The organism is Agrobacterium sp. NPDC090273 (assembly GCF_044772305.1).
In the GTDB taxonomy this organism is placed as follows: Bacteria; Pseudomonadota; Alphaproteobacteria; order Rhizobiales; family Rhizobiaceae; genus Agrobacterium.
On sequence record NZ_JBIVYN010000007.1, the window covers coordinates 210,897 to 235,268 of the forward strand.

Sequence of the window (24,372 nt, forward strand, 5' to 3'; positions counted from 1 at the left end):
CTCCCGTGCTGCTGATTTGCAGTTGCGAACATTAAGAGGCCGAATTGCGTTACGAAACCGCCTGAAACAAAAAAATCCCCGGCTTGGCCGGGGATTTTTTTCGATCAATATCAATGGTTATGCCGCGGCATCTTTTCTGCAATCCTGCGGAAATCGGCTGCGCCATCCAGAACTGCACCGTCGGAAAGCTGTGTCACCGACTTTCGGTAGATGCGCTGCCATGGCGTCGCATCGGCCGGAACGGCCGGAATGCCGTCCGCTTTGCGTGCTGCGATTTCTTCGTCGGACACCAGCATGTTGCACTGGCCCTGGTTGAAGTCGATGCGAATGACATCGCCTGTCCTGAGCCACGCCAGACCGCCGCCCGCCGCACTTTCCGGAGAGGCATTCAGGATCGATGGGCTGTCTGCGGTTCCTGACTGACGTCCATCACCGATTGTCGGGAGGCTGGTGATCCCCTTTTTCAAAAGCGCATCCGGCGGCTGCATGTTCACGACTTCAGCCGACCCTGGCCAGCCGAGCGGACCCGCACCTCTGATAACAAGAATGGTACGTTCGTCGATATCAAGTGCCGGATCGTTGATCCGGGCGTGATAGTCCTCCGAACCGTCGAACACCACGCATTTGCCTTCGAACACGCCTTCACGGCCTGGTTCGCTGAGATAACGCTGTCGGAACTCCGACGAGATCACGCTTGTCTTCATGATCGCGAAGTCAAACAGGTTCCCCTTGAGCACCAGGAAGCCGGCACGTTCCTTGAGCGGCTGATCATAAGGCAGAATCACGTCGCGGTCGGATGATTCCCGGCCTTCAAGGTTTTCCGCCATGGTCTTGCCGGTCACGGTCGGACAGTTTCCGTCGAGCTTGCCCGCTTTCAGAAGTTCCCACATGATCGCTGGCGTTCCGCCTGCGCGATGATATTTTTCACCAAGCCATTTACCGGCGGGCTGAACATTGGCCAGAAGCGGAATGTCGTAACCGTAGACCTGCCAGTCTTCTTCACGAAGTTCGACCCCGGCGTGTTTCGCCATCGCGGCAAGATGTGGCTGCGCATTCGTCGATCCACCGATGGCCGAGTTGACGCGGATCGCGTTGAGAAACGCTTCGCGTGTCAGGATATCGGACGGCTTGATGTTATTAAGCACCAGTTCGACGGAACGAATCCCCGTGCGATAGGCCATCTGGCCGCGTTCGCGGTAAGCCGCCGGAATTGCACCGCAGCCGGTCAGTGACATGCCGAGCGCTTCCGCCATCGCATTCATCGTGGATGCGGTACCCATGGTGTTGCAGTGACCGACCGACGGTGCAGATTCCAGCGCCGCCTGCAGGAATTCCTCGCGGGTAATTTCGCCGGCACCAAATTTGCGGCGCATACGCCAGATCACCGTACCGGAACCGACGAGATCACCCTCGTGGTACCCGTCGAGCATAGGGCCACCGGAGAGCACGATGGCCGGAATGTCGACCGTGCTCGCCGCCATCAACGCCGACGGCGTGGTCTTGTCGCAACCCGTTGTCAGAACGACACCATCAAGCGGGTAACCGTAAAGCACTTCCACTAGGCTGAGGTAAGCGAGGTTTCGATCAAGCGCCGCCGTTGGGCGTTTGCAATTCTCGAACATCGGATGGGTAGGAAACTCAATCGGAATACCGCCAGCATCGCGAATACCGTCGCGCACACGCTTCACGAGTTCGACGTGAACGCGATTGCACGGCGTCAGGTCGCTACCGCTCTGAGCGATACCGATCACCGGTTTGCCAGAGCGAAGCTCTTCCGGCGTCACGCCGTAGTTCATGAAGCGTTCGAGATAAAGTGCAGTCAGGTCAAGGTGATCAGGATTGTCAAACCAGTCCTGTGAACGCAGGCGTCGCTTCTGTGTGATGTCGTTGGCCATGGCTGATCTCAACCCTGTTCCCGGTTGTTGAGTTTTTCGAGATAGAGCAGGATGCCGCTGTGATCGATATCAGCTCCGCCGTCGCCGACGAAATCATCAAATTCGCGGGTAACCTGCTGTGTCAGAGGAAGCGTCAGAGACAGATCCTTTGCCGTGGCAAGCACACCGTTCAAATCCTTGAGCTGGAATTTCGATGGACCACCGGGCACAAAATTGCGCTTGACCATCCGCTCGCCGTGCAGCTCGAGAATACGGCTTTCGGCAAAACCGCCACGGATCGCATTACGAAAACCTTCGCGCGATGCACCACCAGCCTCGACCAGCATCATCGCCTCAGCAACGGCGCCAATGGTGATGGCGACGATCTGCTGATTGGCAAGTTTGCAAAGCTGCCCGGCACCCGAAGGGCCGACATAGGTCAAGCGTCCCATCGGTGCAAAGAGATCGGCAAGGGAAGAAACGACTGCTTCGTCACCACCCGCCATAATGGCGAGCGTGCCTGCAGTCGCACCCGGCACACCGCCGGACACCGGCGCATCGATGTGGCGAATACCCAGCGCTTCCAGCCGCGACGCATGTTCGCGTGCAATCGGTGGAGCGATGGAACTGCTGTCGATCACGACAGCACCCTTTTCCAATGCCTCGGCAACGCCCGTTTCAAACAGGACTTCACCAACCGCCTTGCCGTCGCTCAACATCGTAATGACGACATCGGCGCCCCTGGCCGCCTCAGCCGGCGATGCTGCAACCACTGCACCATCGGCAACAAGCGCTTCGGCCTTCTCGACGCTGCGGTTCCAGACCTTGACGGCAAACCCCGCGCCCAGCAAGCGCCGGGCCATCGGACCGCCCATCAGGCCGGTTCCGATGAACGCGATAGACTGTTTCTTCTCCTCCCCGGCAACACTCATTTCAAAGAGCCCCCGAGTTCGTCTTCGATATGAACCTGAATGATTTCTTCGAACGAGCTTTCTGCCGTGAAGCCCAGTTCGCGGGCACGCTTGGCTTCGAAGCCGGGAGCCCAGCCTTCGCACATGCGCATGATCATTTCATTCGGTTCGCGACGGATGAGGGAAACAGCTTTTTCACCAGCAACCTTGCGAAGCGCTTCGATCTGTTCGCCAACAGTTGCGCTGAGCCCCGGCATGGAAAGATTGCGACGCGGACCGACCTTTTCAACGTCGATCGTCGCGCCGTGAATGAGGAAGCCGACAGCCGAACGTGGCGATGCGTGCCAGTGGCGAATGGTTTCCGGAACCGGCAACACCGCTTCCTGACCAATCAGCGGCTCGCGCAGGATATTCGAGAAGAAACCGGATGCGGCAGCATTCGGTTTGCCGGGACGGATGCAGATCGTCGGCAGGCGAATACCGATGCCGTCAAAGAAACCGCGACGGCTGTAATCCGACAGCAGCAGTTCGCAGATTGCCTTCTGTGTACCGTAGCTGGTGAGCGGGGTCGTATGGAATTCATCCGGGATCGGATAAGGAAGGGGCGCACCGAAAACGGCGATCGACGAGGTGAAAACGACGCGCGGCTTGTAGCCGTCCTTGCCGTTGGCAATCCGGATGGCGTCGAAAAGGTAACGCGTGCCATCAAGGTTGATGCGATATCCCTTGTCGAAATCCAGTTCGGCTTCACCCGACACGATAGCGGCAAGATGGAAGATGACATCAGGACGACCTTCCACCAGCTTCTCGGCTTCGCCGGGCGCGGAAAGATCGGCCGCACGCGTATCGACTACACCGGAAAAACCGGCAGGCGCATCTGCCTGGAACACGTCGATCAGCGTGAATTTTTCGATCGGCTTACCGCCCAATGCGCCGTCCTTGACGAGACGCTGGGTCAGCTTGCGGCCAACCATGCCGGCAGCTCCGATGATTGCGATATGCATATTTATCCTCCTCATTGATCCGGTCACTCTCCCGGACCGAAAAACACCTCTGACTCGCTATCGAGACAGCAAGCCGATAAATTAGCTTGTAAGGTTGTCTGATAACCTTATATGATCCGCTTGAAAATAGTATTTTTTAACAAACCGGCAAAAGCAGGCACGAATACGGCCTGATGCGCGACCTTGAGCGGGTGGCATGGGAGAGGGTGGAATGCAGAACGTGATCGAGAACGACCTGACGGAAGTGCGGTTCTCGTTGAAAAACATGCTGGGAGAAGGAATGCTTCTGACGGCAGAGGAGGATATGGCCCGTTACTGCCGTGACTGGCACGGGGACGTGACGAGTTCGGCGGTCGCCGTCATTCGTCCGCGTTCGACGGAAGAAGTCTCTGCTGCCGTTCGCGCCTGCGCTGAATTGAAACTTGCCATCATTCCCCAAGGCGGCAACACCGGATTGGTTCTGGGCGCAACACCCGACGCACCTGCAGGACAGGTCGTCATCAGCCTCGAGCGCATGAATGCCATCCGCACCATCGACAGCGACGATTTTTCCGCAGTCGTGGAAGCCGGATGCATCCTCTCGGAATTCAAGGACGCCGTCGAAGACAAGGGCATGTTCTTTCCGCTGTCACTGGGAGCCCAGGGTAGCTGCCGCATCGGGGGCAACGTCTCAACCAATGCCGGCGGTATCAACGTGCTGCGCTACGGCATGACGCGCGAACTGGTTCTCGGCCTCGAAGTTGTTTTGCCGGACGGCACGATCTGGAACGGCCTGTCCACATTGCGCAAGGACAATCGCGGCATTGATCTCAAGCAACTGTTCATCGGCGCGGAAGGAACGCTTGGCATCATTACCGCCGTTGCGGTCAAACTCTATCCGAACCCTGAACACGTCGAGACAGCGCTGCTGGGCCTTAATTCGCTCGATGACGCCATCAAGCTTTATCGCCGCGCGCGCCGTGAATGCTGTGACCTGATGTCGGCTTTTGAATTCATGCCGCCGGTGGCTTTCACACTGGCGATCGAAGCCATTCCCGACCTCAAGATGCCGATTGCTGCGGATTATCCCGCCTATGTGCTGATGGAGATTTCCGGTTCGGGCCTGGTCGACACGGCCGATCTGATGGGACGTTTCCTTGAAGGCGTCATGGAAGACGGGCTGGTGCTGGACGGCGTCATTGCCTCATCTCGTGCGCAGGCGCAACAGCTCTGGCTGTTCCGCGAAGGCATGAACGAGGGCCAGGCCCTGCGCGGCTCGCATATGCGCACTGACATTTCCGTGCCGCTTTCGAAGCTCTCGGCCTTCGTGGCCGAAGCTGAAGCCGAACTGGCGGATCGCCTGCCGGAATGCCTTGCCGTGTCTTATGGGCATGTCGGAGACGGCAATGTTCACCTCAACGTTCTGCCGCCGAACGGCTCGACGCCGGACGAACGAACGGCGCTCATCTACAAATCCAAAACCATCGTCAATGAGGTGCTGGATCGTTACGTCGGCAGCATCAGCGCCGAGCATGGCATCGGCCGCCTGAAGCGCGGCGACTTTGAAAGCCGCCTGTCCGACGTGCAGCGCCAGATGATCACCAACCTGAAATCCGCGTTTGACCCGGATTTGCGCATGAATCCCGGTTGCCAGATCAGCCTTTCGGCGGATAGCTAAGTAAAAACGTGGACGGCTCCACCAAAAAGCCGTCCACAAAACCTCTGCAGGCGAAGGAGGAAGTCGCGGGCAGAGGTGAAGATAAAAGCAATAATTCCGCGAAACGGGAGCAGGCATGACGCTGGAGTTCAATCAGATACATCGCAACGATCACCTTCCCGGCCGCATTGCCGCGGAGATCGCCCGCGAAATCAACGATTCGAAACTTGGACCGGGTGACAGGTTGCCCACCGAGCATGTACTGGCCAGGACCTTTGGTGTCAGCCGATCGGTTATTCGCGAAGCCATTGCGCAATTGCGCAATGAGGGTTTTGTTGAAACACGGCAAGGTGTCGGCGCGTTTGTCACCGATCCCAGGCAGCGCCTTTCCATTCGCATCGAACGGTCCCGGCTGAACGACCCGGAAAACTTCAGGGATCTCTTTCAGCTTCGCATGCCGCTGGAGATTGAGGCTGCCGGCCTTGCGGCGCTTCATAGAAGCCCCGAACAATTGACGCGGCTTGCAGAGGCCTTGCAAGGAATGCGGACAGCCGAAGACTGGAGCAAGGACGGCGTGGCGGCGGATCTCGACTTCCACCGCATTCTCGCCGAGGCGACTCAGAATGAATATTTCCTGATGTTTCTTGGCTTTATTGCCGAACGCATCAGCTCTGCGATCAATATCGCGTTCTCCCGTGCAATATTTGGCGAAATCCTCGAAATCACCATCGCCGAACACGTTGCCATCTACGACGCGGTCGCCGCTTCCGATGCCACGGCGGCCAAAAACGCTATGCGCAAGCACCTTATCGGCGCAGCAAGTCGAGTGAACCTGGAACTCGACCTATTCTGAGCTGTAACGCAAAGCTATCGGACAGCTTTGTCGGGTTTTCATGATCAGGGCGACAAACAACGCGAATTTTTGTCTAGTCGACCGCTAGACTCGCTGCAAAAGTCATACTAAGAAAGATCAATATAGCTTGTCAGACATCCAGACAATAAGACCACATGGAGGTGGTCGTCGGGGTTCTGAAGTGGAGGACATACATGACCGTTGCTGGGCCAATCAACGCCACAGATATTTTGCCTGAAGATTTTGCGAGCGCCCTGCTGGTTGGTCGCGTCTGGTCAAAAAGCGAAGATGGGCCCTGCCCCGTGCTTCTGCGTGACGGCGTGCTTTATGATCTCACCTCGCTTGCTCCGACCATGGCCGAGCTTCTCGAAAAGACCGATCTGGTCGATCTGCTCGCCGACGTCAGCGGTTTCGTCGCACTCGGCACGCTTGACGCATTTCTCGACGGTTCGGCCGGTGAACTCCTCGCTCCGAACGATATTCAGGCGGTCAAGGCAGCTGGTGTAACCTTCGCCGACAGCATGCTGGAGCGCGTCATCGAGGAGCAGGCCAAAGGCGACCCGTTGCGCGCCCAGGAAATTCGTGTGCGTCTGGCGCCGGTTCTCGGCGACAACCTCAAGGGCCTCGAAGCCGGCTCCGAAAAAGCTGCCGAAGTGAAAAAGCTGCTTCAGGAAATGGGCCTCTGGTCGCAGTATCTCGAAGTTGGCATCGGCCCCGATGCGGAAATTTTCTCCAAGGCACAGGCCATGGCATCCGTCGGTTGCGGCGCCCTCATCGGCGTTCACCCGAAGTCGCAATGGAACAATCCTGAACCGGAAGTCGTCCTTGCCATTACGTCGGATGGACGCATCATCGGCGCAACATTGGGCAACGACGTCAATCTGCGTGATTTCGAAGGACGCTCCGCCCTGCTGCTCAGCAAGGCGAAGGACAACAATGCGTCCTGCGCAATCGGTCCCTTCATCCGTCTTTTTGACGGAAAGTTTAGCATCGAAGATGTCAAGCAGTCGCAGATCTCGCTTCTCGTCGAAGGCACGGATGGCTTCACGATGACGGGCGTCAGCCCGATGCAGGCAATCAGCCGCTCGCCGGAGAATCTGGCTTCGCAACTCTTGAACCGCAATCATCAGTATCCCGATGGCGCGGTATTCTTCCTCGGAACCATGTTTGCACCGGTCAAGGACCGGCATGGTCCCGGTCTCGGCTTCACCCACGCCAAGGGCGACCGCGTGGAAATTTCCACGCCGAAGCTCGGCAGGCTTATCAACTGGGTTACCACCACCGACGAGTGCCCCGAATGGACGTTCGGCACCACGGCTCTGATGCGCAATCTGGCCAAACGAGGGCTACTCTAAAAATTTCTTCGGGAGGGGAAAATGCAAAAGACAATCAATCTCTTTTACCGGATTCTCGAAATCATTCTCGTCTTGCTGCTGGCCGGCATGTCGATCATGGTCTTCGTGAACGTTGTCATGCGTTACACGATGAATTCCGGTATCAACGTGTCGGAAGAGTTGTCGCGCTATTTCTTCGTGTGGCTGACCTTTATCGGTGCCGTTCTCACGTTTCGCGAGAACAGCCACATGGGCATTGAAACGCTCGTCATGTTCCTGTCGCGACGCGCACGCGTCTTCTGCATGATCATCTCGAACATCATCATTCTTGTCTGTTCCGCCATTTTCTTCTGGGGAACCTGGAAGCAGTCCGGCATCAACGCCAGCATGCACGCCCCCGTAACCAAGCTCTCGATGATCTGGGTCTACGGCGTTGGCATGTTCACCGGCGGCCTGATGTTCATCATCGCGCTCGAACGCCTCTACCGTTATCTCACGGGCCGCGTGACCGATGATGAAGTCGCCCAGTTTGCGGGCGAGAACCTGACGATCGAACAGCTTTCGGAGCGCTGATACCATGACACTTTTTGTTTTTGTCGGCTCTCTGCTGGGAGCCATGGCGATTGGCGTTCCCGTCGCATTCTCGCTGATGTTCTGTGGCGTCGTGCTCATGGCTTACATGGGCATGTTCAACACTCAGATAATTGCTCAGAACATGATCTCGGGCGCTGATACCTTCACGCTGCTGGCTATTCCCTTCTTCATTCTTGCCGGCGAACTGATGAACTCCGGCGGCCTTTCCCGCCGCATCATCGACTTCGCGATAGCTCTCGTCGGCCACATCCGCGGCGGTCTTGGTATCGTTGCAATCGTTGCCGCCATCATTATGGCCAGCATTTCCGGTTCGGCAGCAGCTGATACCGCAGCACTTGCGGCGATCCTGATCCCGATGATGGCAAAAGCCGGTTACAATATTCCGCGCTCCGGTGGTCTGATCGCCGCAGGCGGCATCATTGCTCCGGTCATCCCGCCGTCCATGGCCTTCATCGTTTTCGGCGTCGCCGCAAACGTCTCGATCACGCAGCTCTTCCTTGCCGGTATCGTTCCGGGCATCCTGATGGGTATCTCGCTGATCATCGCCTGGCTTATCGTCGTGCGTAAGGACAATGTTCAGCCGCTGCCAAGAACGACTGCGAAAGAACGTCTGGCTGCGACGGCTCGCGCCGGCTGGGCGCTCGGCATGCCGGTCATCATCCTCGGCGGCATCAAGGCCGGCATCATGACCCCGACCGAAGCCGCTGTTGTGGCCGCCGCCTACGCTCTGTTCGTCGGCATGGTGATCTACCGCGAACTGAAGCCTGCAGACCTCTTCCATGTTCTCCTGCGTGCCGCGAAAAGCACATCGATCATCATGTTCCTGGTCTGCGCCGCGCTGGTTTCCGCATGGCTTATCACCGCTGCCAACATTCCAAACGAAGTTGCAGGCTATATCGAGCCGCTGATCGACCGACCGATGCTCCTGATGGTCGTCATCATGATCCTCGTCTTCGTCGTCGGCACCGCACTCGACCTGACGCCGACCATCCTGATCCTGACACCTGTTTTGATGCCAATCATCAAACAGGCAGGTATCGATCCGGTCTACTTTGGCGTACTCTTCATCATCAACAACGCCATCGGCCTGATTACCCCTCCGGTTGGCGTCGTGCTGAACGTCGTCAGCGGCGTGGGACGCATTCCGCTGGGCAAGGTAACGATCGGCGTTTGGCCGTTCCTTGTAGCCGAAACCATTGTCCTGGCGTTGCTCGTCATCTTCCCGGACATCGTTATGGTTCCGCTGCAGTATCTCCGTTAATCCGCAATCCGCTTCTCGCTCACAAATCCAAGGGAGGATATTATGAGAAAGCTTCTTCTGACCACCACTGCAATCGCTTTCGCCGTTGGCGCAGCAGCACCTGCGATGGCTGAATTCAGCAGCCGCAACATCCGTGTTTCGAACGGCATCAATGCCGACCACCCGGTCGGCAACGGCATCAAGGCGATGCAGGCCTGCCTCGACGACAAGTCGGGCGGCAAGCTGAAACTGACGGCATTCTGGGGCGGCGCTCTCGGCGGCGATCTTCAGGCAACGCAGGCTCTCCGCTCCGGCGTTCAGGAAGCCGTTGTGACGTCCTCGTCGCCGCTCGTTGGCCTGATCCCGGCTCTCGGCGTGTTCGACCTGCCGTTCCTTTTCTCCAACGCTCAGGAAGCTGACGCCGTTATGGACGGTGAGTTCGGCAACATGATGAACAAGAAGCTGGAAGAGCAGGGTCTCGTAAACCTGGCTTACTGGGAAAACGGTTTCCGCAACCTGTCCAACTCCAAGCACGCTGTTAACAAGTGGGAAGATTTCTCCGGCTTGAAGGTTCGCGTGATGCAGAACAACATCTTCCTCGACACCTTCCAGAACCTCGGTGCCAACGCAACGCCGATGGCTTTCGGCGAAGTCTTCTCCGCACTTGAAACCAACGCCATCGACGCGCAGGAAAACCCCTACGTAACGATCGACACGTCCAAGTTCTACGAAGTCCAGAAGTACATCACGGAAACGAACCACGCTTACACGCCGTTCCTGTTCCTCTTCTCCAAGCCGATCTTCGACAGCTACGCTCCTGAAGAGCAGGCTGCCCTGCGCGAGTGCGCGGCCGTTGGCCGTGACGAAGAGCGCAAGGTCATCCGCGATCTGAACCAGAAGTCCCTGGAAAAGATCAAGGCTGCCGGCCTCGAAGTGAACACGCTGTCGGCTGAAGAGCAGGCCCGTATCCGCGAAAAGTCGATGGTCGTCTACGAAAAGCACAAGGCTGAAATCGGCGCTGACGTCGTTGACGCCGTTCTCGCGGACCTGAAGAAGATCCGCGGTCAGTAATCGCACTGACCTAGAATGAAAAACACCCGGAGGTTCCGCCTCCGGGTGTTTTTGTTTGTGCCATTGGCAAAAAGAAAGGCTGCCGAAGCAGCCTTTTCAAGACAGTTGGACGATCAGGACGCCGCCAGCCGGTTCTGCCGGTTGGCGATGAGATCTTCGACCACCGCCGGATCGGCAAGTGTCGAGGTGTCTCCGAGCGCTCCGAAATCGTCTTCGGCGATTTTTCTGAGAATACGGCGCATGATCTTGCCGGAGCGTGTCTTCGGCAGACCGGGTGCGAACTGGATCTTGTCAGGCGTGGCGACCGGGCCGATCTCGTTGCGCACGTGTTTCACCAGTTCCTCGCGAAGCGCATAGTCACCGTTCTGTCCGGCCATCAGCGTCACATAGCAATAAATGCCCTGCCCCTTGATGGCATGCGGATAACCGACAACCGCCGCTTCCGAAACCAGATGGTGCGACACCAGCGCCGATTCCACTTCCGCTGTGCCAAGTCGGTGGCCAGACACGTTGAGCACATCGTCGACGCGGCCGGTAATCCAGTAATATCCGTCCTCGTCGCGACGGCAGCCATCGCCGGTGAAATACTTGCCTTTGTAAGTGGAGAAGTAGGTGTCGATGAAACGCTGGTGATCGCCATAGACACTGCGCGACTGACCGGGCCAACTGTCGGTGATGCACAGGTTGCCGTCGGCCGGGCCTTCCAGAACGTTGCCTTCCGCGTCGACAAGCTGTGGCTGTACGCCAAAGAACGGTCGTGTCGCCGATCCGGGCTTCAGATCGGTCGCGCCCGGCAGCGGCGAAATCAAAATACCGCCAGTCTCCGTCTGCCACCATGTATCGACGATCGGGCTCTTGTCCTCACCGACGACGTGGTAATACCACTCCCAGGCTTCCGGGTTGATCGGCTCGCCCACTGTGCCGAGCAGACGAATGCTGGAGCGCGACGAGCGCGTGACAAACTGGTCGCCCGCGCCCATCAGCGAACGCAACGCTGTTGGTGCCGTATAGAAGATATTGACCTTGTGCTTGTCGATCACCTCCCAGAAACGTCCCTGATCCGGAAAGTTGGGCACGCCCTCGAACATCAGCGTCGTCGCGCAGTTCGCCAGCGGTCCGTATACGATATAGGAATGCCCGGTCACCCAGCCAACGTCGGCCGTACACCAGTAGACCTCTCCATCCTTGTAATCGAACACATATTCGTGCGTCATCGAGGTATAGACGAGATACCCGCCCGTCGTGTGCAGAACGCCCTTTGGTTTGCCGGTGGAGCCGGACGTATAAAGAATGAAAAGCGGATCTTCCGCCCTCATCTTCACGGGCGGGCAATCCGGTTTCACGGTGGCAATTTCCTGATGGTACCAGACATCGCGGCCGGGTGCCCAGCCAGTCTTGCCGCCGGTGCGGCGGACAACCAGAACCTTGTTGACGATGACATATTGCTTCGCCGCGATGTCGATCGCCTTGTCGGTATTTTCCTTCAGCGGGATAGGCTTGCCACCACGCACGCCTTCATCGCAGGTTATAACAAACGTCGACTGGCAATCGACAATGCGGCCCGCCAGCGCTTCGGGAGAGAAACCACCGAAAACCACGGAATGAATGGCGCCGATACGCGCGCAAGCGAGCATCGCATAAGCTGCCTCCGGGATCATCGGCATATAGATGGTAACGCGGTCACCCTTTTTGACGCCATGCTTCTTCAGGACGTTCGCGAGACGGCAGACGTAATCATAAAGCTGATTGTAGGTGATCTTCTTGTCGATATAGGGATTGTCGCCTTCCCAGATGATCGCGGTACGTTCGCCATGCGTCTTCAGATGCCGGTCGATACAGTTGTAAGAAACGTTGGTAAGACCGTCCTCAAACCACTTGATCGGCACGCGCCCGCGAAACGAGGTGTTCTTGACCTTGGTATATGGCTTGAACCAGTCGATCCGCCGGCCGTGCTTGTCCCAGAACTTTTCCGGGTCCTCGACGCTCTCCTGATACCATTTCTGGTAACGCTCGTTGTCAATGAGCGTACGGGCCTTTGCCGACTTGAGCACCGGATAGATTTTGGCAGACATGAACTCCTCCTGGAACCAGATATGTCTTGTTTTCTGCCCAAGACTCCCACCTCAGACATGTGTTCAATTCATAGCAGTTCAACTTCGTACGGCAATTAGACAAAGGTCATTTGTTGCACAAAGAATTGCAATTCTGATGCAATGCAGCTATAGAGCCTCCATATCCCGGAAATTAGTGGTTAGTACCCACGGCCCGCGACACCGGCGCGGACGGACAGAAGGATTGTATCTATGGCTCAACAATTGCTCATGCCAAAGGCGACCGCCGTATGGCTGGTTGATAACACCGCGCTGTCGTTCGATCAGATCGCTACGTTCTGCAAGCTGCATCCGCTCGAAGTGAAGGCAATTGCCGACGGTGAAGCCGCGCAGGGCATCAAGGGTCTCGACCCCATTGCAACCGGACAGCTTTCCCGTGACGAGATTGTCCGCGCCGAAGGCAATCCGAACCACAAGCTGAAGCTTTCCGAGCCGAAGGTTCGCGTACCGGAATCCAAGCGCCGTGGCCCGCGTTATACGCCGGTTTCCAAGCGTCAGGACCGTCCGAATGCCATTCTCTGGCTGGTCCGTAACCATGCTGAACTGAAGGACGCGCAGATTTCGCGCCTCGTTGGTACGACCAAGTCCACCATCGAGCAGATTCGCGATCGTACGCACTGGAACTCGGCCAACCTTACGCCGATGGACCCGGTAACGCTCGGTCTCTGCAGCCAGATCGATCTCGACCTTGAAGTCGAACGCGCATCGCGCGGCCGTCCGCTGCCAACCGCAGAAGAGCTGGACAACACGCTGCAGCCTGCAGCCGCGACCGAAGGCCTGAACTACAGCTTCCAGCGTGAAGAAGAAGAGCAGATCGACGCCGACGCCGTGTTCAGAAAGCTGAGCTCGTTGAAGTCGACCAAGACCGACGAAGATGAGGACGATCAGTACTGATTCGTTTGCAGTCATCGGATTTACAAAACCCGGCTTCAAAGCCGGGTTTTTTGTTGAAGGCTCAGTTTTCTTTGTTCACTCAGCGTCAGCGAGAACCGAAAATCGCTGAGCCGACACGAACACTGGTTGCGCCAAACTCCACGGCTGTCTCGAAATCGCCGGACATGCCCATGGAAAGCTTCTCGAGGCCACACTGAGCGGCGAGCTTGGCCAAAAGCGCAAAATGCGGGCCAGGATTTTCATCTGCGGGGGGGATGCACATCAGCCCTTCGACCGGCATCTTCAATTCGTCACGACAAAAAACAACAAAGGCTGCCGTTTCACGTGGATCGATACCGGCTTTCTGTTCTTCAAGCCCCGTATTGACCTGCACATAAAAACGAAGATGTCGTCCCTGCTTTTCGCATTCTGCGGCAAGGGCACGAGCAATTTTTTCCCGATCGACACTCTGGATGACGTCGAACAGTTCCACGGCGTCTGCTGCCTTGTTGGATTGCAGCGGTCCGATCAGATGCAGTTCGATATCAGGGGTCTTCTCTTTCAGCGCCGGCCATTTGCCTTGCGCCTCCTGCACACGGTTCTCACCGAAAACGCGCTGACCACAGTCGATCACCGGCTCAATCGCCTCCGCGTCAAAAGTCTTCGAAACGGCAACAAGCGTAACATCATCCGCCTTGCGACCAGATTTTTCAGCAACATCCGCAATCCGGTGCCTGACATCTTCAAGGCGCGCTTCGATTTCCATTGGAGGACCTTCGTTTGAACCGTTTTCAACGCTAACTAGACGCCTGCAGCCTTGATGCCAAGCAGGTTTCGCACCATTTGATGAGCGCTGGCCAAGTTTGAACGTCCTAATGCCCCGCCAAACTTGACGCCCCGGTCGTTTCATGGTGAAGGTCAGCGCAAATTTTTCCCCTCGATACCCGGATTTCTAAAGACATGGCCATCGAACGTTACAATCCTCGCGACGCCGAGCCGCGCTGGCAGCAGAAATGGAACGAAGACAATGTTTTCGTGACCGACAACAGCGACCCGCGTGAGAAATATTACGTTCTAGAGATGTTCCCGTATCCATCGGGCCGCATCCACATGGGCCATGTGCGCAACTACGCCATGGGCGATGTTGTTGCGCGTTACAAGCGCGCGCGCGGTTTCAACGTTCTGCACCCAATGGGCTGGGACGCTTTCGGCATGCCCGCCGAAAACGCTGCCATGCAGAACAAGGTTCATCCAAAGGACTGGACCTACCAGAACATCGCCACGATGCGCGGCCAGCTGAAGTCCATGGGCCTGTCCCTGGATTGGACCCGCGAATTTGCCACCTGTGACGTCGACTACTACCACCGTCAGCAGGCATTGTTCATCGACTTCATGGAAAAGGGCCTGGTCTATCGCAAGCAGTCCAAGGTCAACTGGGACCCGGTCGACCATACGGTTCTGGCTAACGAACAAGTGATCGACGGTCGCGGCTGGCGCTCCGGCGCTCTGGTCGAACAGCGCGAACTGACGCAATGGTTCTTCCGCATTACGGATTTCAGCCAGGATCTGCTGGACGAACTGGATACGCTGGACCAGTGGCCGGAAAAAGTTCGCTTGATGCAGAAGAACTGGATTGGCCGATCCGAGGGCCTGTCGCTGCGTTGGCAGACAGTTGCAGCAACAGCGCCCGAAGGTTTTTCGGATATCACCGTTTACACCACACGCCCGGACACGTTGTTCGGTGCATCGTTCATCGCCATTGCCGCCGACCATCCGCTGGCCAGGGAATTGTCCGCAAAGAACCCGGCCATCGCCGAGTTCTGCGATGAGTGCCGTCGTCATGGCACCTCGCTCGCGGCTTTGGAAACGGCCGAGAAAAAGGGCGTGGACACTGGCGTGAAGGTCGTTCACCCGCTGGACCCAACTTGGGAACTGCCGGTCTACATCGCCAACTTCGTGTTGATGGACTACGGCACCGGTGCAATCTTCGGCTGCCCGTCCGGCGACCAGCGCGACCTGGATTTCGCGCGCAAGTACGGCCTGCCGGTCGTTGCGGTTGTTGCGCCTGAAGGCCCGGATCAGGATAACTTCACTGTTGGCGACACAGCTTATGTCGATGACGGCGTGATGATCAATTCACAGTTCCTGAACGGCATGAAGACGGCAGACGCATTTGAAGCGATCGTGCAGAAACTGTCCGCTCAGACCTTGGGCAACGCGCCGCAGGCAGAGCGCAAGGTCAATTTCCGCCTGCGTGACTGGGGCATCTCCCGCCAGCGCTATTGGGGCTGCCCGATCCCGGTCATTCATTGTGAAGTCTGTGGCGTCGTTCCGGTTCCGAAAAAGCAATTGCCGGTCAAGCTGCCTGACGACGTGACATTCGACGTCCCCGGCAACCCGCTGGATCGTCATCCGACATGGCGTCACGTTGCCTGCCCGCAGTGCGGTGCAGACGCACGTCGTGAAACCGACACCATGGATACTTTTGTCGATTCGAGCTGGTATTACACGCGCTTTACCGCACCGTGGGAAGACGAGCCGACCGATCCTAAGGTTGCCAATCGCTGGCTGCCGGTCGATCAGTATATCGGCGGCATCGAACATGCGATCCTGCACCTGCTCTATTCGCGCTTCTTTACCCGTGCGATGCGCGAGACCGGCCATGTCGACGTGAAGGAACCATTCAAGGGCCTCTTTACGCAGGGTATGGTGGTGCATGAGACCTACAGCCGCGGTGAAGGGACTGCGCGCGAATGGATCGCACCTGCGGACCTGCGGATCGACGAAACGGACGGAAACCGTCGTGCATTCCTGTTGTCGTCTGGCGACGAGGTGAAGATCGGCTCGATCGAGAAAATGTCGAAGTCGAAAAAGAACGTTGTCGATCCGGACGACATCATCGCATCTTATGGCGCTGACACTGCCCGCTTCTTCGTTCTGTCCGACTCTCCGCCGGACCGTGACGTCATCTGGTCTGAATCCGGCGTTGAAGGCGCACACCGCTTTGTACAGCGCGTCTGGCGCATCATCGGCGAGGCCGCCGAAGAGCTGAAGGCCGTCACAGGAAAGCCTGCGACGGACGGCGAAGGCTTGGCTGCCTCAAAGGCTGCGCACAAGACGCTGAAGGCGGTTCAGGAAGATCTGGACAAGCTGGCCTTTAACAAGGCCATCGCCCGCATCTACGAACTGGTCAACGCCCTGGCCGGCCCGCTCGCCGACGTGTCGGCTGGTGGCAAGTCAGAGGACGTCAAGGCAGCGGCGCGCGATGCCGTCGAGATTTTGATTCGTATGATCGCGCCAATGACACCGCACCTGGCCGAAGAATGCTGGTCCGTGCTTGGCAATGGTGGTCTTGTGGCGCAGAGCCCCTGGCCGACGTTCGTTCCCGCGCTGGTCGAGGAAAACGACGTCACCATGCCGGTGCAGGTCAATGGCAAGAAGCGTGGCGAATTGACAATCGCGCGCGATGCGGATCAAGATGCCGTTCGTGCGGCCGCCCTTGCGCTGGATGCCGTCAAATCTCTTCTTGCCGGCGGCGAGCCCAAGAAAGTCATCGTGGTTCCGCAAAGGATTGTGAACATTGTTGTCTGACGCATTTTCGAGATGGAGCCGCACTGCGGCGGCACTTTCCGTCGTGCTGGTGGCTGGCGTTCTTGCCGGGTGCCAGGCCCGGCCGCTCTACGGCGAAGCGTCGGGAACGAAAGAGAGGCTGGCGGCTGTCAGCTTCGCTCCTGCGCATGACAGAATCTCCCAGGAAGTTCGCAACAACCTGATCTTCCTGGCTTCTGGCGGCGCTGGCGAACCTGCTACGGCTCAGTACAATCTCAAGATGACAGTCAGCTCGAGTGCGACCTCCACCGAAGTCGAAAACTACGATCTGACGTCGCGAACCAACAACAACTACGATGGTCCCTACCCGGGCCGCGTGGTGATGAATGGTCAATACGTGCTGACGCGCGTGTCCGATGGACAGATCCTGCGCTCTGCGCGCCGCAGCGTGACCGCACAGGTCGATCTGCCGCAGCAGGAATTCGCAAAGATCCGTGCGATCCGCGACGCAGAAAACCGCGCAGCACGCGAACTGGCTGAAATCATCCGTACGGATATCGCCGCCACGCTCGGCCGCTGAGACCGGGCGCGATGACGGAAATAAAGTCTCATGAATTCGAGCGCTTCGCCGAAAACCCGGCGGAGCGTTTTCGCATTTTTGTGATTTATGGCCCTGATCGCGGCCTCGTCTCGGAACGCGCAAGCCTCATTGCCAAGAAAACGGGCATCGATCCCGATGATGCTTTCGCGTCGTTGAAACTGAGTGCTTCCGATCTTCAGGGCGATCCGGGCCGGCTTCTCGATGAAGTCAATGCCATCGGGCTTTTCGGCGGAGAGAAACTCGTCTGGGTCAAGAACGCGGCGGCCGAAAAAGCGCTCGTTGATGCGCTTCAGGTTCTTGCCGAAACACCGCCGGAGGCAAGCTTCCTGATTATTGAAGCGGGCGACCTCAAGAAGGGAACGGGACTGCGCAAGATCGCCGAGCCCGCCCGGTCGATCGCCGCGATCCCCTGCTACGCCGACGATGCCCGTGCTCTTAATGCGCTGATCGACCAGGAACTGTCCGGAGACAATCTGCGCATCGCACCCGCTGCACGCCAGCGCCTCATTGAATCGCTCGGCGGCGACCGCATTGCCTCCCGCAATGAGATCCGCAAGCTCGCACTTTACGGCCGTGGCATGGAGGTGATTGAGGAAGACGACGTGATGGCCATCATCGGCGATGCCAGCGCGATTTCGACCGACGATGCCGTCGATGCCATCCTGAAAGGTGATCGAAACGCCTTTTTCCATGCGACGCAGAAGATCATTGCGTCGAAAACGCCAATTTTCCTTGTCCTTCAAGGCTGCCTGAAACAGTTTCAGCTTCTGGACCAGATGCGCGCGGAAATGGATGAGAAAAAACTGCAGGCCGGACAGGTCATGCAGACACTTGGACGGCACATTCATTTTCGTCGTAAACCGGTGATCGAAAGAGCGCTGCGCACGTGGCAACCAGCGGCGATCGCCAGGGAAATGAACCGTTTGCAGGCGGCTATCCTGCAAAGCCGCCAGCGACAAAGCCTGGAGGAAAGCGTGGCCTTGCTGACGCTGCTCGCAACGACGCTGCAATCGGGTCGATCCGGATAAAACAAAAGCCCCGGCATCAAGACCGGAGCTTCTGAAATCATCTGATGTGGTGCTTAGTCGCCCTGACCGGCTTCAGCGGAGAAGTAAAGCTCCAGCTTGCCTTCCACGCCATCCATTTCCTTGGCTTCCGGCATGGGATCGCGCTTGACGGTGATGTTGGGCCAGACGGCGGCATATTCGGCGTTCAGCTTCAACCACTTGTCGAGACCTGGCTCCGTATCGGGCTTGATGGCCTCGGCGGGACATTCCGGTTCGCACACGCCGCAGTCGATGCATTCGTCAGGATTGATGGCAAGGAAGTTTTCGCCTTCGTAGAAACAATCGACGGGGCAGACTTCAACACAGTCGGTATATTTGCAGCGGATGCAATTATCGGTCACGACATACGTCATGATGAACTCCAGAATATGCAGGCCGGGTCATTGGGCTTCGGAACACAAGCCGTCGCCCGGATTTTCAGACAGGGCATTTTCGCATGTGACGTAATGCGTTTGTCACCCAATGGCAAGGATAAACAGTTCTGAATTGGGAGCGTACGTAGACGCTTATTCTAATCGCGGTCTTCGCCAGCGTCTGAAATGAACTTGTCGAGCGCACGGCGCTCTTTTTTCGTCGGGCGCCCGGAGCCCGGCAGTCGCATTGCCTGCTCGAGATGCGTTATCCGCTCTCCCGGCTCGCGCGGCGGCGTGATGTCGTCGTAAAGGAGCTTTGCTTCCTCGAAAGGCCCACGGCGCTCTCCGCCACCTTTCACGATCAGCACGCGATCCATCCGCTCGAAGCGAATGTCCAGCCTGTCGCCCGCCTTGACCATGTGACTGGACTGACGGATGACCGTATCGTTTACCCGTACCAGACCGGACTGGATATAGCCCTGTGCAACCGATCGGGATTTGGCCATGCGAGCAAAGAACAGCCACTTATCCAGACGCTGGCGCGTACTTTCCGGTGACTGTTCCTTGCTTCCCATAGACTTACTTCTTCAGCTGCTCCTTGAGAGCAGCGAGCTTTGCAAAGGGTGAATCCGGATCAAGCGGCTTTTCCTTACGCGGCGGCTTGGCCTCGAAACGCTGGCCCTGCTGGGGCTTGCCACCACGATCGTTGCGATCCGGCCTGTCCTTACGCTCGCCGCGATCATTACGATCGTTGCGGTTGCCGCGATCAGGACGACCACCATCGCGCTTACGCTCGCCGTCACCACGATTGGCTGCCTCACGGTTGTCGCGACGGCCTTCGCCACGACGCTCGCCCTGCTCACGTCCACCCTGTTCGCGCCCCTGGCCACGATTACCCGGACGGCGATTCTCGCCACGCTGGTTTTCGTTGCGGCCACCTGGACGCCACAACAACACAGGCTTCGGCTCGGCAACTTCGCCAGCCGATGCATCGGCTGCAGGGGCTTCCGCAACGGCAACCTCTGCCGCCGGTGCTTCGGCAACAGCTTCACCCTCGGATGCATCCTGCGGATCGGCGTCGTCGTGGGCAGCCTCGGCTGCATCCACTGCACCAGCGTCGTCGGCCTTGGCAGGCTCACCGCTCTGACTTGCGAGGAACGCCTGCGCTTCTTCCGCCGTCACCTGATCAGCACGGTAGCCAAGACCCTTCAGGATCTCTTCCATATCGTCGAGCGTTGCACCGAGAATGGACAGCATGGCCGTCGTCGTTGTGAAACGGCGACCGTCATAGGCACCCTCCGGCCGCGACTGCTGGCCCGGCTTCCACTGCAGCAACGGACGGATGAGGTCCGCCAGACGCTCAAGAATATCGATACGAACCGCACGCTTTCCAAGGAAACGGAAGCCAGCAAGCTTGTAGAACATGCGTTCGAAGCTCGGGTCGGTAACAACGGAGGTACGGCCTGCAGCCAGAACAGGGATCAGGTCGCCATAACCAGGCTTGCCCAATCCATCATTCTTCAAGGCCCAGAGCAGCGTCACCAGTTCTGCCGGTGCGGGCTTGAGAAGCGCCGGCAGGAAAACGTGGTACGCACCGAAACGCACACCGTAGCGGCGCATTGAGGCGCGCATGTCCTGGTCCAGCGACTTCACCTCTTCGGCGACATCACGGCGGAACAGTACGCCAAGATTTTCAACGAGCTGGAACGCCAGTCCCTTTGCCAGACCCTGAAGGTCTTCGGCGCGGGAGATATCGTCGAGCGGCTTCAGCACGGTCGCAATCTGATGATTGACGAAACGTTCGACACGCGCCACCGCATGGTCACGGGCATTACCGGTCAACTGATCGTCAGCCAGCAGGATGACCCGCGGCTTCATGATATTGTCGCCCGCAGCAAGACGCGCCACCGGCTCGCCCAACCAGCGCACGAGGCCATCGGAGCTTAAAGCAAGGTCGCCATTGCCGCTGGCATGCAGACGCGCAGCACGCGCCTCGAATTCTAGCGCAAGCGCCTTTTGCGCCGCAGACTGTACGGCCTTCTGATCCGGCCCTTCCGTTCCCGGTGCCGGCGTAAACCGGAACCCGGCCAACTGGCCGACGTGATGACCTTCTACGAAGACATCACCATTCACACTGATTTCAGCTTCAAGCATCGCATTCTCTCTCAGGCGCCTCATGAGCACAGATGTCCTGCGATCAACAAAGCGTTTCGTCAACCTTTCATGTAGCGCATCGGACAATCGATCTTCGATTTCCCGAGTCTTTTCTTGCCAGTGTGTCGGATCGGCAAGCCATCCTGGGCGGTTCGATACATAAGTCCATGTTCTGATCTGCGCAATCCTCGCAGACAGCGTATCGATCTCTCCATCAGTGCGGTCCGCCCGGCGCACCTGTTCGGCCATGAAATCTTCATTCACAGTACCGCGTTTGACGAGGTCGAAATAGAGTGTCGAGATCAGATCGGCGTGCTGGGCAGGCGCAATGCGACGATAGTCCGGAAGCGCGCAGGCCTCCCACAACTTTTCCACCCGTTCGGGGCTGGTCGTAACTTCGATGATCTCGGGATATCGCGACAGATACTCAAGTGCCTGCTGGTCAATGGCTGGGAGCGCACGCGACAGTCCCTGAATGGTCGGCGCGGCATCCAGGCTCAAACGCAGATTGCCGATCGACGAAAAATCGAAATTCTTGGTTCGCCATTGCAGCACTTTGACGGCATCGAACTGATGCGTCTCAATGCGCTCCACTAGTTCATCATCGAAAGGATCGACACGGCCGGTAACGCCAAAGGTCCCATCCCGGAGATGGCGACCGGCACGACCGGCGATCTGACCCATTTCAGCCGGATTGAGATTGCGAAACTGATAACCGTCGAATTTGCGATCCTGCGCAAAAGCGACGTGATCGACATCAAGATTGAGCCCCATGCCGATAGCGTCGGTCGCAACGAGATATTCGACGTCGCCGGATTGATAGAGACCAACCTGCGCGTTGCGCGTACGCGGTGAAAGCGCGCCGAGAACAACGGCCGCGCCGCCGCGCTGCCGGCGCACCAGTTCGGCAATCGCATAGACCTCATCGGCGGAAAACGCCACGATGGCCGTGCGTTGCGGCAAACGGGTGATCTTTTTCTGACCCGCATAAAAAAGTTGCGACAAGCGCGGGCGCTCGACCACAACAATGCCCGGCAGCAGTTTTTCCAGTATCGGGCGCATCGTACCGGCGCCCAGAAGCAGTGTTTCTTCCCGCCCCCGCAGATGAAGCACCCGATCGGTGAAAATGTGTCCACGCTCCAGATCACCGGCGAGCTGGACCTCATCGATCGCTACGAAGGCAGCATTTGTCTCGCGCGGCATCGCCTCGACGGTACAGACAGAATATTTTGCCTTGGGGGGAGCGATCTTTTCTTCGCCGGTAATCAGCGCGACATTGACCGCGCCCACTTTTTCAACCAGGCGCGTATAGACTTCCCGCGCCAGCAATCGCAGTGGAAGACCGATGACACCACTACCATGCGCGACCATACGCTCGATGGCGTAATGCGTCTTACCGGTATTGGTGGGGCCGAGAACGGCCGTGACACCGCGGCCGCTCAGGATCATGGGGCGAAAATTCAACGTACTGTCCGCGAAATCGACTGCTATTGTCCGCCGCACGCCTCGTTACCAAGGATGCGACTGCACTGAAACACACATGGCAACAGCGACGGCGAAAGGCAATAGCCCGTCATCAATGAAGTCGCGGAACGTGCAACGCCTGTTAATTTTCCATAATAAATTCATACACTTATTACAAAAAAAGAATCCGGCGACGCACTCTTTTGATTCGGGTACGGAACAGTTTGAGAACGAATCGAATACGAATCGCTGACTCGAGCTGATTCATTTTTTGTTCACGGCAACATATGGACAGGAATCGAAAACGGCATACCAGATTGTGAATCCGGATAAGTGCGCGCATTCCGAAGGGTACTTTAAGTATCGAATCCGGGATTCGGGCTGTCAAGCGCCTCTTCGACATCCCCGTCAAACGTGACGAAAGAGCCGCCTTAAAGCGCCTGCCCGGCGAGCAGGCGCGGTGCGTTTTTATCGGTGGTGCCAGCGGCCTGTCCAATGAAGTAGGATTTCAGCCCCGGCAGGCGATCAACAACACCAAGACCGAAATCGCGCGCGACGCGAATAGGACCGACGTCATTCGAGAAAAGCCGGTTGAGAACATCCGTCGTTATCCCCATGCGCAACGTATCGAAACGTCGCCAGGCCTGGTAGCGTTCCAGAACATTGACAGAGCCGATATCTAGCCCCAGCCGGTCCGCTTCAATGACCGTTTCGGCAAGTGCGGCGACATCCTTGAAACCAAGATTGAGCCCCTGGCCGGAAATGGGGTGGATACCGTGGGCAGCATCGCCCGCCAGAGCCAAGCGCGGAGCGATGAAGGCCCGCGAAAGCGTCAGTCCCAGCGGAAATGCGTTCCGCCCACCCACAGGACGGATAGAACCGAGTTTATGCCCGAAGCGACGTTCGAGCTCTTCCTCGAAGACAAGGTCGTCGGATGCAATCAGGCGGTTGGCATCCGCCGTCCGTTCAGTCCAGACCAGCGACGAACGATTGCCCTTGAGTGGCAGAATGGCAAAAGGACCAGCCGGCAGGAAATGCTCCTCGGCGCAGCCGTTATGCGGGCGTTCATGCTCGACCGTGGTAACGATGCCGGACTGGTCATATCCCCAGTGAACCGTTTTTATGCCTGCCATATCGCGCAGCGCGGAGCGAACACCGTCACAGGCAACCAGAAGCTTCGTGTCTACGGATGTACCATCCGACAACGTCACCGACGTTGACTGTGGGCCAGCAGAAAAACCAGAAACGCTAAGACCATGACGGATTTCGACGCCAAGGCGTTGACACAGACCGCGCAGCGCTCCAACCATCGCAACATTCGGGATCATGTGGGCAAATGGCTTGCCTTCTTCGACGGCACCATCAAAGGTCAGAAACACCGGACGAACCGGATCAGCCGTCTTTGAATCGGTCACGATCATCTTGTGGATCGGTTGCGCTTCGGGTGCGATTTCATCCCAGATACCGAACACATCGAGCATGCGTGTTGCCGCCGCGATAATGGCGGAAGCCCGGAAATCCTTCTTCCAGACATCCTCCGGCGCCGCCTCGACCACCTGCACACCAAGATGTGGCGCAGCCTGCTTTATTGCGACAGCAACGGAAAGTCCGACATACCCGCCTCCGGCTATCACCACGTCAAGCATTGCGCTTCTCCTCAAATCCTTGTGCACACATCATGGT

At 57.7% G+C, this 24,372-nt stretch carries 19 protein-coding genes; 10 read left to right on the forward strand and 9 right to left on the reverse strand.

Annotation, left to right across the window (positions count from 1 at the left end):
• Positions 1 to 110: 110 nt before the first annotated feature.
• Genes ACIQT8_RS19315 through denD form a run of 3 tightly spaced genes read right to left on the reverse strand, consistent with a single transcriptional unit; the run spans position 111 to position 3,789 of the window.
• A complete protein-coding gene (locus ACIQT8_RS19315) occupies positions 111 to 1,895 on the reverse strand; it encodes an IlvD/Edd family dehydratase (RefSeq protein WP_400968452.1) in 1,785 nt (594 codons plus the stop codon).
• A gap of 8 nt (positions 1,896 to 1,903) precedes the next feature.
• On the reverse strand, positions 1,904 to 2,806 hold the full coding sequence (locus ACIQT8_RS19320; RefSeq protein ID WP_400968454.1) for an NAD(P)-dependent oxidoreductase: 903 nt from the start codon (positions 2,804 to 2,806) through the stop codon (positions 1,904 to 1,906).
• Positions 2,803 to 3,789: a D-erythronate dehydrogenase gene (gene denD, locus ACIQT8_RS19325; RefSeq protein ID WP_400968457.1), complete on the reverse strand. Its 987-nt coding sequence runs from the start codon at positions 3,787 to 3,789 to the stop codon at positions 2,803 to 2,805. Before denD ends, ACIQT8_RS19320 begins: the two co-directional genes overlap by 4 nt.
• Before the next feature lie 211 nt (positions 3,790 to 4,000).
• On the opposite strand from denD, the gene ACIQT8_RS19330 reads away from it, so the two are divergent.
• The 6 genes from ACIQT8_RS19330 to ACIQT8_RS19355 all read left to right on the forward strand — a co-directional run bounded on the left by ACIQT8_RS19330 (position 4,001) and on the right by ACIQT8_RS19355 (position 10,517).
• The gene (locus ACIQT8_RS19330) at positions 4,001 to 5,446 is read left to right on the forward strand and encodes an FAD-binding oxidoreductase (protein ID WP_400968460.1); all 1,446 of its coding nucleotides are present in this window, start codon (positions 4,001 to 4,003) and stop codon (positions 5,444 to 5,446) included.
• 115 nt (positions 5,447 to 5,561) lie between these two features.
• Positions 5,562 to 6,278, forward strand: a complete 717-nt coding sequence (locus ACIQT8_RS19335) for a FadR/GntR family transcriptional regulator (RefSeq protein ID WP_138795214.1) — start codon at positions 5,562 to 5,564, stop codon at positions 6,276 to 6,278.
• Between the two features lie 194 nt (positions 6,279 to 6,472).
• Complete coding sequence (locus tag ACIQT8_RS19340) at positions 6,473 to 7,633, forward strand: fumarylacetoacetate hydrolase family protein (protein WP_262523453.1); 1,161 nt, start codon at positions 6,473 to 6,475, stop codon at positions 7,631 to 7,633.
• Positions 7,634 to 7,654: 21 nt separating this feature from the next.
• On the forward strand, positions 7,655 to 8,185 hold the full coding sequence (locus ACIQT8_RS19345; protein WP_262523454.1) for a TRAP transporter small permease: 531 nt from the start codon (positions 7,655 to 7,657) through the stop codon (positions 8,183 to 8,185).
• A 4-nt stretch (positions 8,186 to 8,189) separates the two neighbouring features.
• Positions 8,190 to 9,467 (forward strand): TRAP transporter large permease, encoded by a 1,278-nt coding sequence (locus ACIQT8_RS19350; protein ID WP_262523455.1) that lies wholly within the window; start codon positions 8,190 to 8,192, stop codon positions 9,465 to 9,467.
• Between the two features lie 42 nt (positions 9,468 to 9,509).
• Positions 9,510 to 10,517, forward strand: coding sequence for a TRAP transporter substrate-binding protein (locus ACIQT8_RS19355; RefSeq protein WP_138795210.1), 1,008 nt, complete (start codon positions 9,510 to 9,512; stop codon positions 10,515 to 10,517).
• Positions 10,518 to 10,630: 113 nt separating this feature from the next.
• Here ACIQT8_RS19355 and acs read toward each other — a convergent pair whose 3' ends face one another.
• Complete coding sequence (gene acs, locus ACIQT8_RS19360; protein ID WP_138795209.1) at positions 10,631 to 12,589, reverse strand: acetate--CoA ligase; 1,959 nt, start codon at positions 12,587 to 12,589, stop codon at positions 10,631 to 10,633.
• 231 nt (positions 12,590 to 12,820) lie between these two features.
• Here acs and ACIQT8_RS19365 point away from each other — a divergent pair, with 231 nt between their 5' ends.
• Positions 12,821 to 13,522 (forward strand): DUF1013 domain-containing protein, encoded by a 702-nt coding sequence (locus tag ACIQT8_RS19365; protein ID WP_178340602.1) that lies wholly within the window; start codon positions 12,821 to 12,823, stop codon positions 13,520 to 13,522.
• Between the two features lie 85 nt (positions 13,523 to 13,607).
• Here the strand turns inward: ACIQT8_RS19365 and ACIQT8_RS19370 are convergent, their stop codons facing one another.
• Positions 13,608 to 14,267: a YggS family pyridoxal phosphate-dependent enzyme gene (locus ACIQT8_RS19370; RefSeq protein ID WP_400968467.1), complete on the reverse strand. Its 660-nt coding sequence runs from the start codon at positions 14,265 to 14,267 to the stop codon at positions 13,608 to 13,610.
• 194 nt (positions 14,268 to 14,461) lie between these two features.
• Between ACIQT8_RS19370 and leuS the strand changes: the two genes are divergently transcribed.
• The 3 genes from leuS to holA are packed head-to-tail and all read left to right on the forward strand — an operon-like array spanning position 14,462 to position 18,679.
• On the forward strand, positions 14,462 to 17,092 hold the full coding sequence (gene leuS / locus ACIQT8_RS19375) for a leucine--tRNA ligase (RefSeq protein WP_400968470.1): 2,631 nt from the start codon (positions 14,462 to 14,464) through the stop codon (positions 17,090 to 17,092).
• Positions 17,085 to 17,630, forward strand: a complete 546-nt coding sequence (locus tag ACIQT8_RS19380) for an LPS assembly lipoprotein LptE (RefSeq protein ID WP_262523459.1) — start codon at positions 17,085 to 17,087, stop codon at positions 17,628 to 17,630. The genes leuS and ACIQT8_RS19380 overlap by 8 nt, the downstream gene beginning before the upstream one ends.
• Positions 17,631 to 17,641: 11 nt before the next feature.
• The gene (gene holA, locus ACIQT8_RS19385) at positions 17,642 to 18,679 is read left to right on the forward strand and encodes a DNA polymerase III subunit delta (protein ID WP_138795206.1); all 1,038 of its coding nucleotides are present in this window, start codon (positions 17,642 to 17,644) and stop codon (positions 18,677 to 18,679) included.
• A 53-nt stretch (positions 18,680 to 18,732) separates the two neighbouring features.
• On the opposite strand, the gene fdxA is transcribed toward holA, so the two are convergent.
• The 4 genes from fdxA to ACIQT8_RS19405 form a co-directional block, all read right to left on the reverse strand.
• Positions 18,733 to 19,071, reverse strand: a complete 339-nt coding sequence (gene fdxA, locus ACIQT8_RS19390; protein WP_262523461.1) for a ferredoxin FdxA — start codon at positions 19,069 to 19,071, stop codon at positions 18,733 to 18,735.
• A 158-nt stretch (positions 19,072 to 19,229) separates the two neighbouring features.
• Positions 19,230 to 19,646, reverse strand: coding sequence for an RNA-binding S4 domain-containing protein (locus tag ACIQT8_RS19395; protein WP_138795204.1), 417 nt, complete (start codon positions 19,644 to 19,646; stop codon positions 19,230 to 19,232).
• Between the two features lie 4 nt (positions 19,647 to 19,650).
• Positions 19,651 to 22,674 carry a helicase-related protein gene (locus ACIQT8_RS19400; RefSeq protein ID WP_400968732.1) on the reverse strand — a complete coding sequence of 1,008 codons (3,024 nt, stop codon included), beginning with the start codon at positions 22,672 to 22,674 and terminating at the stop codon, positions 19,651 to 19,653.
• Positions 22,675 to 23,120: 446 nt separating this feature from the next.
• Entirely contained in the window at positions 23,121 to 24,350 is a 1,230-nt protein-coding gene (locus ACIQT8_RS19405) for a ubiquinone biosynthesis hydroxylase (RefSeq protein WP_400968474.1), read from the reverse strand.
• Between the last annotated feature and the right edge of the window lie 22 nt (positions 24,351 to 24,372).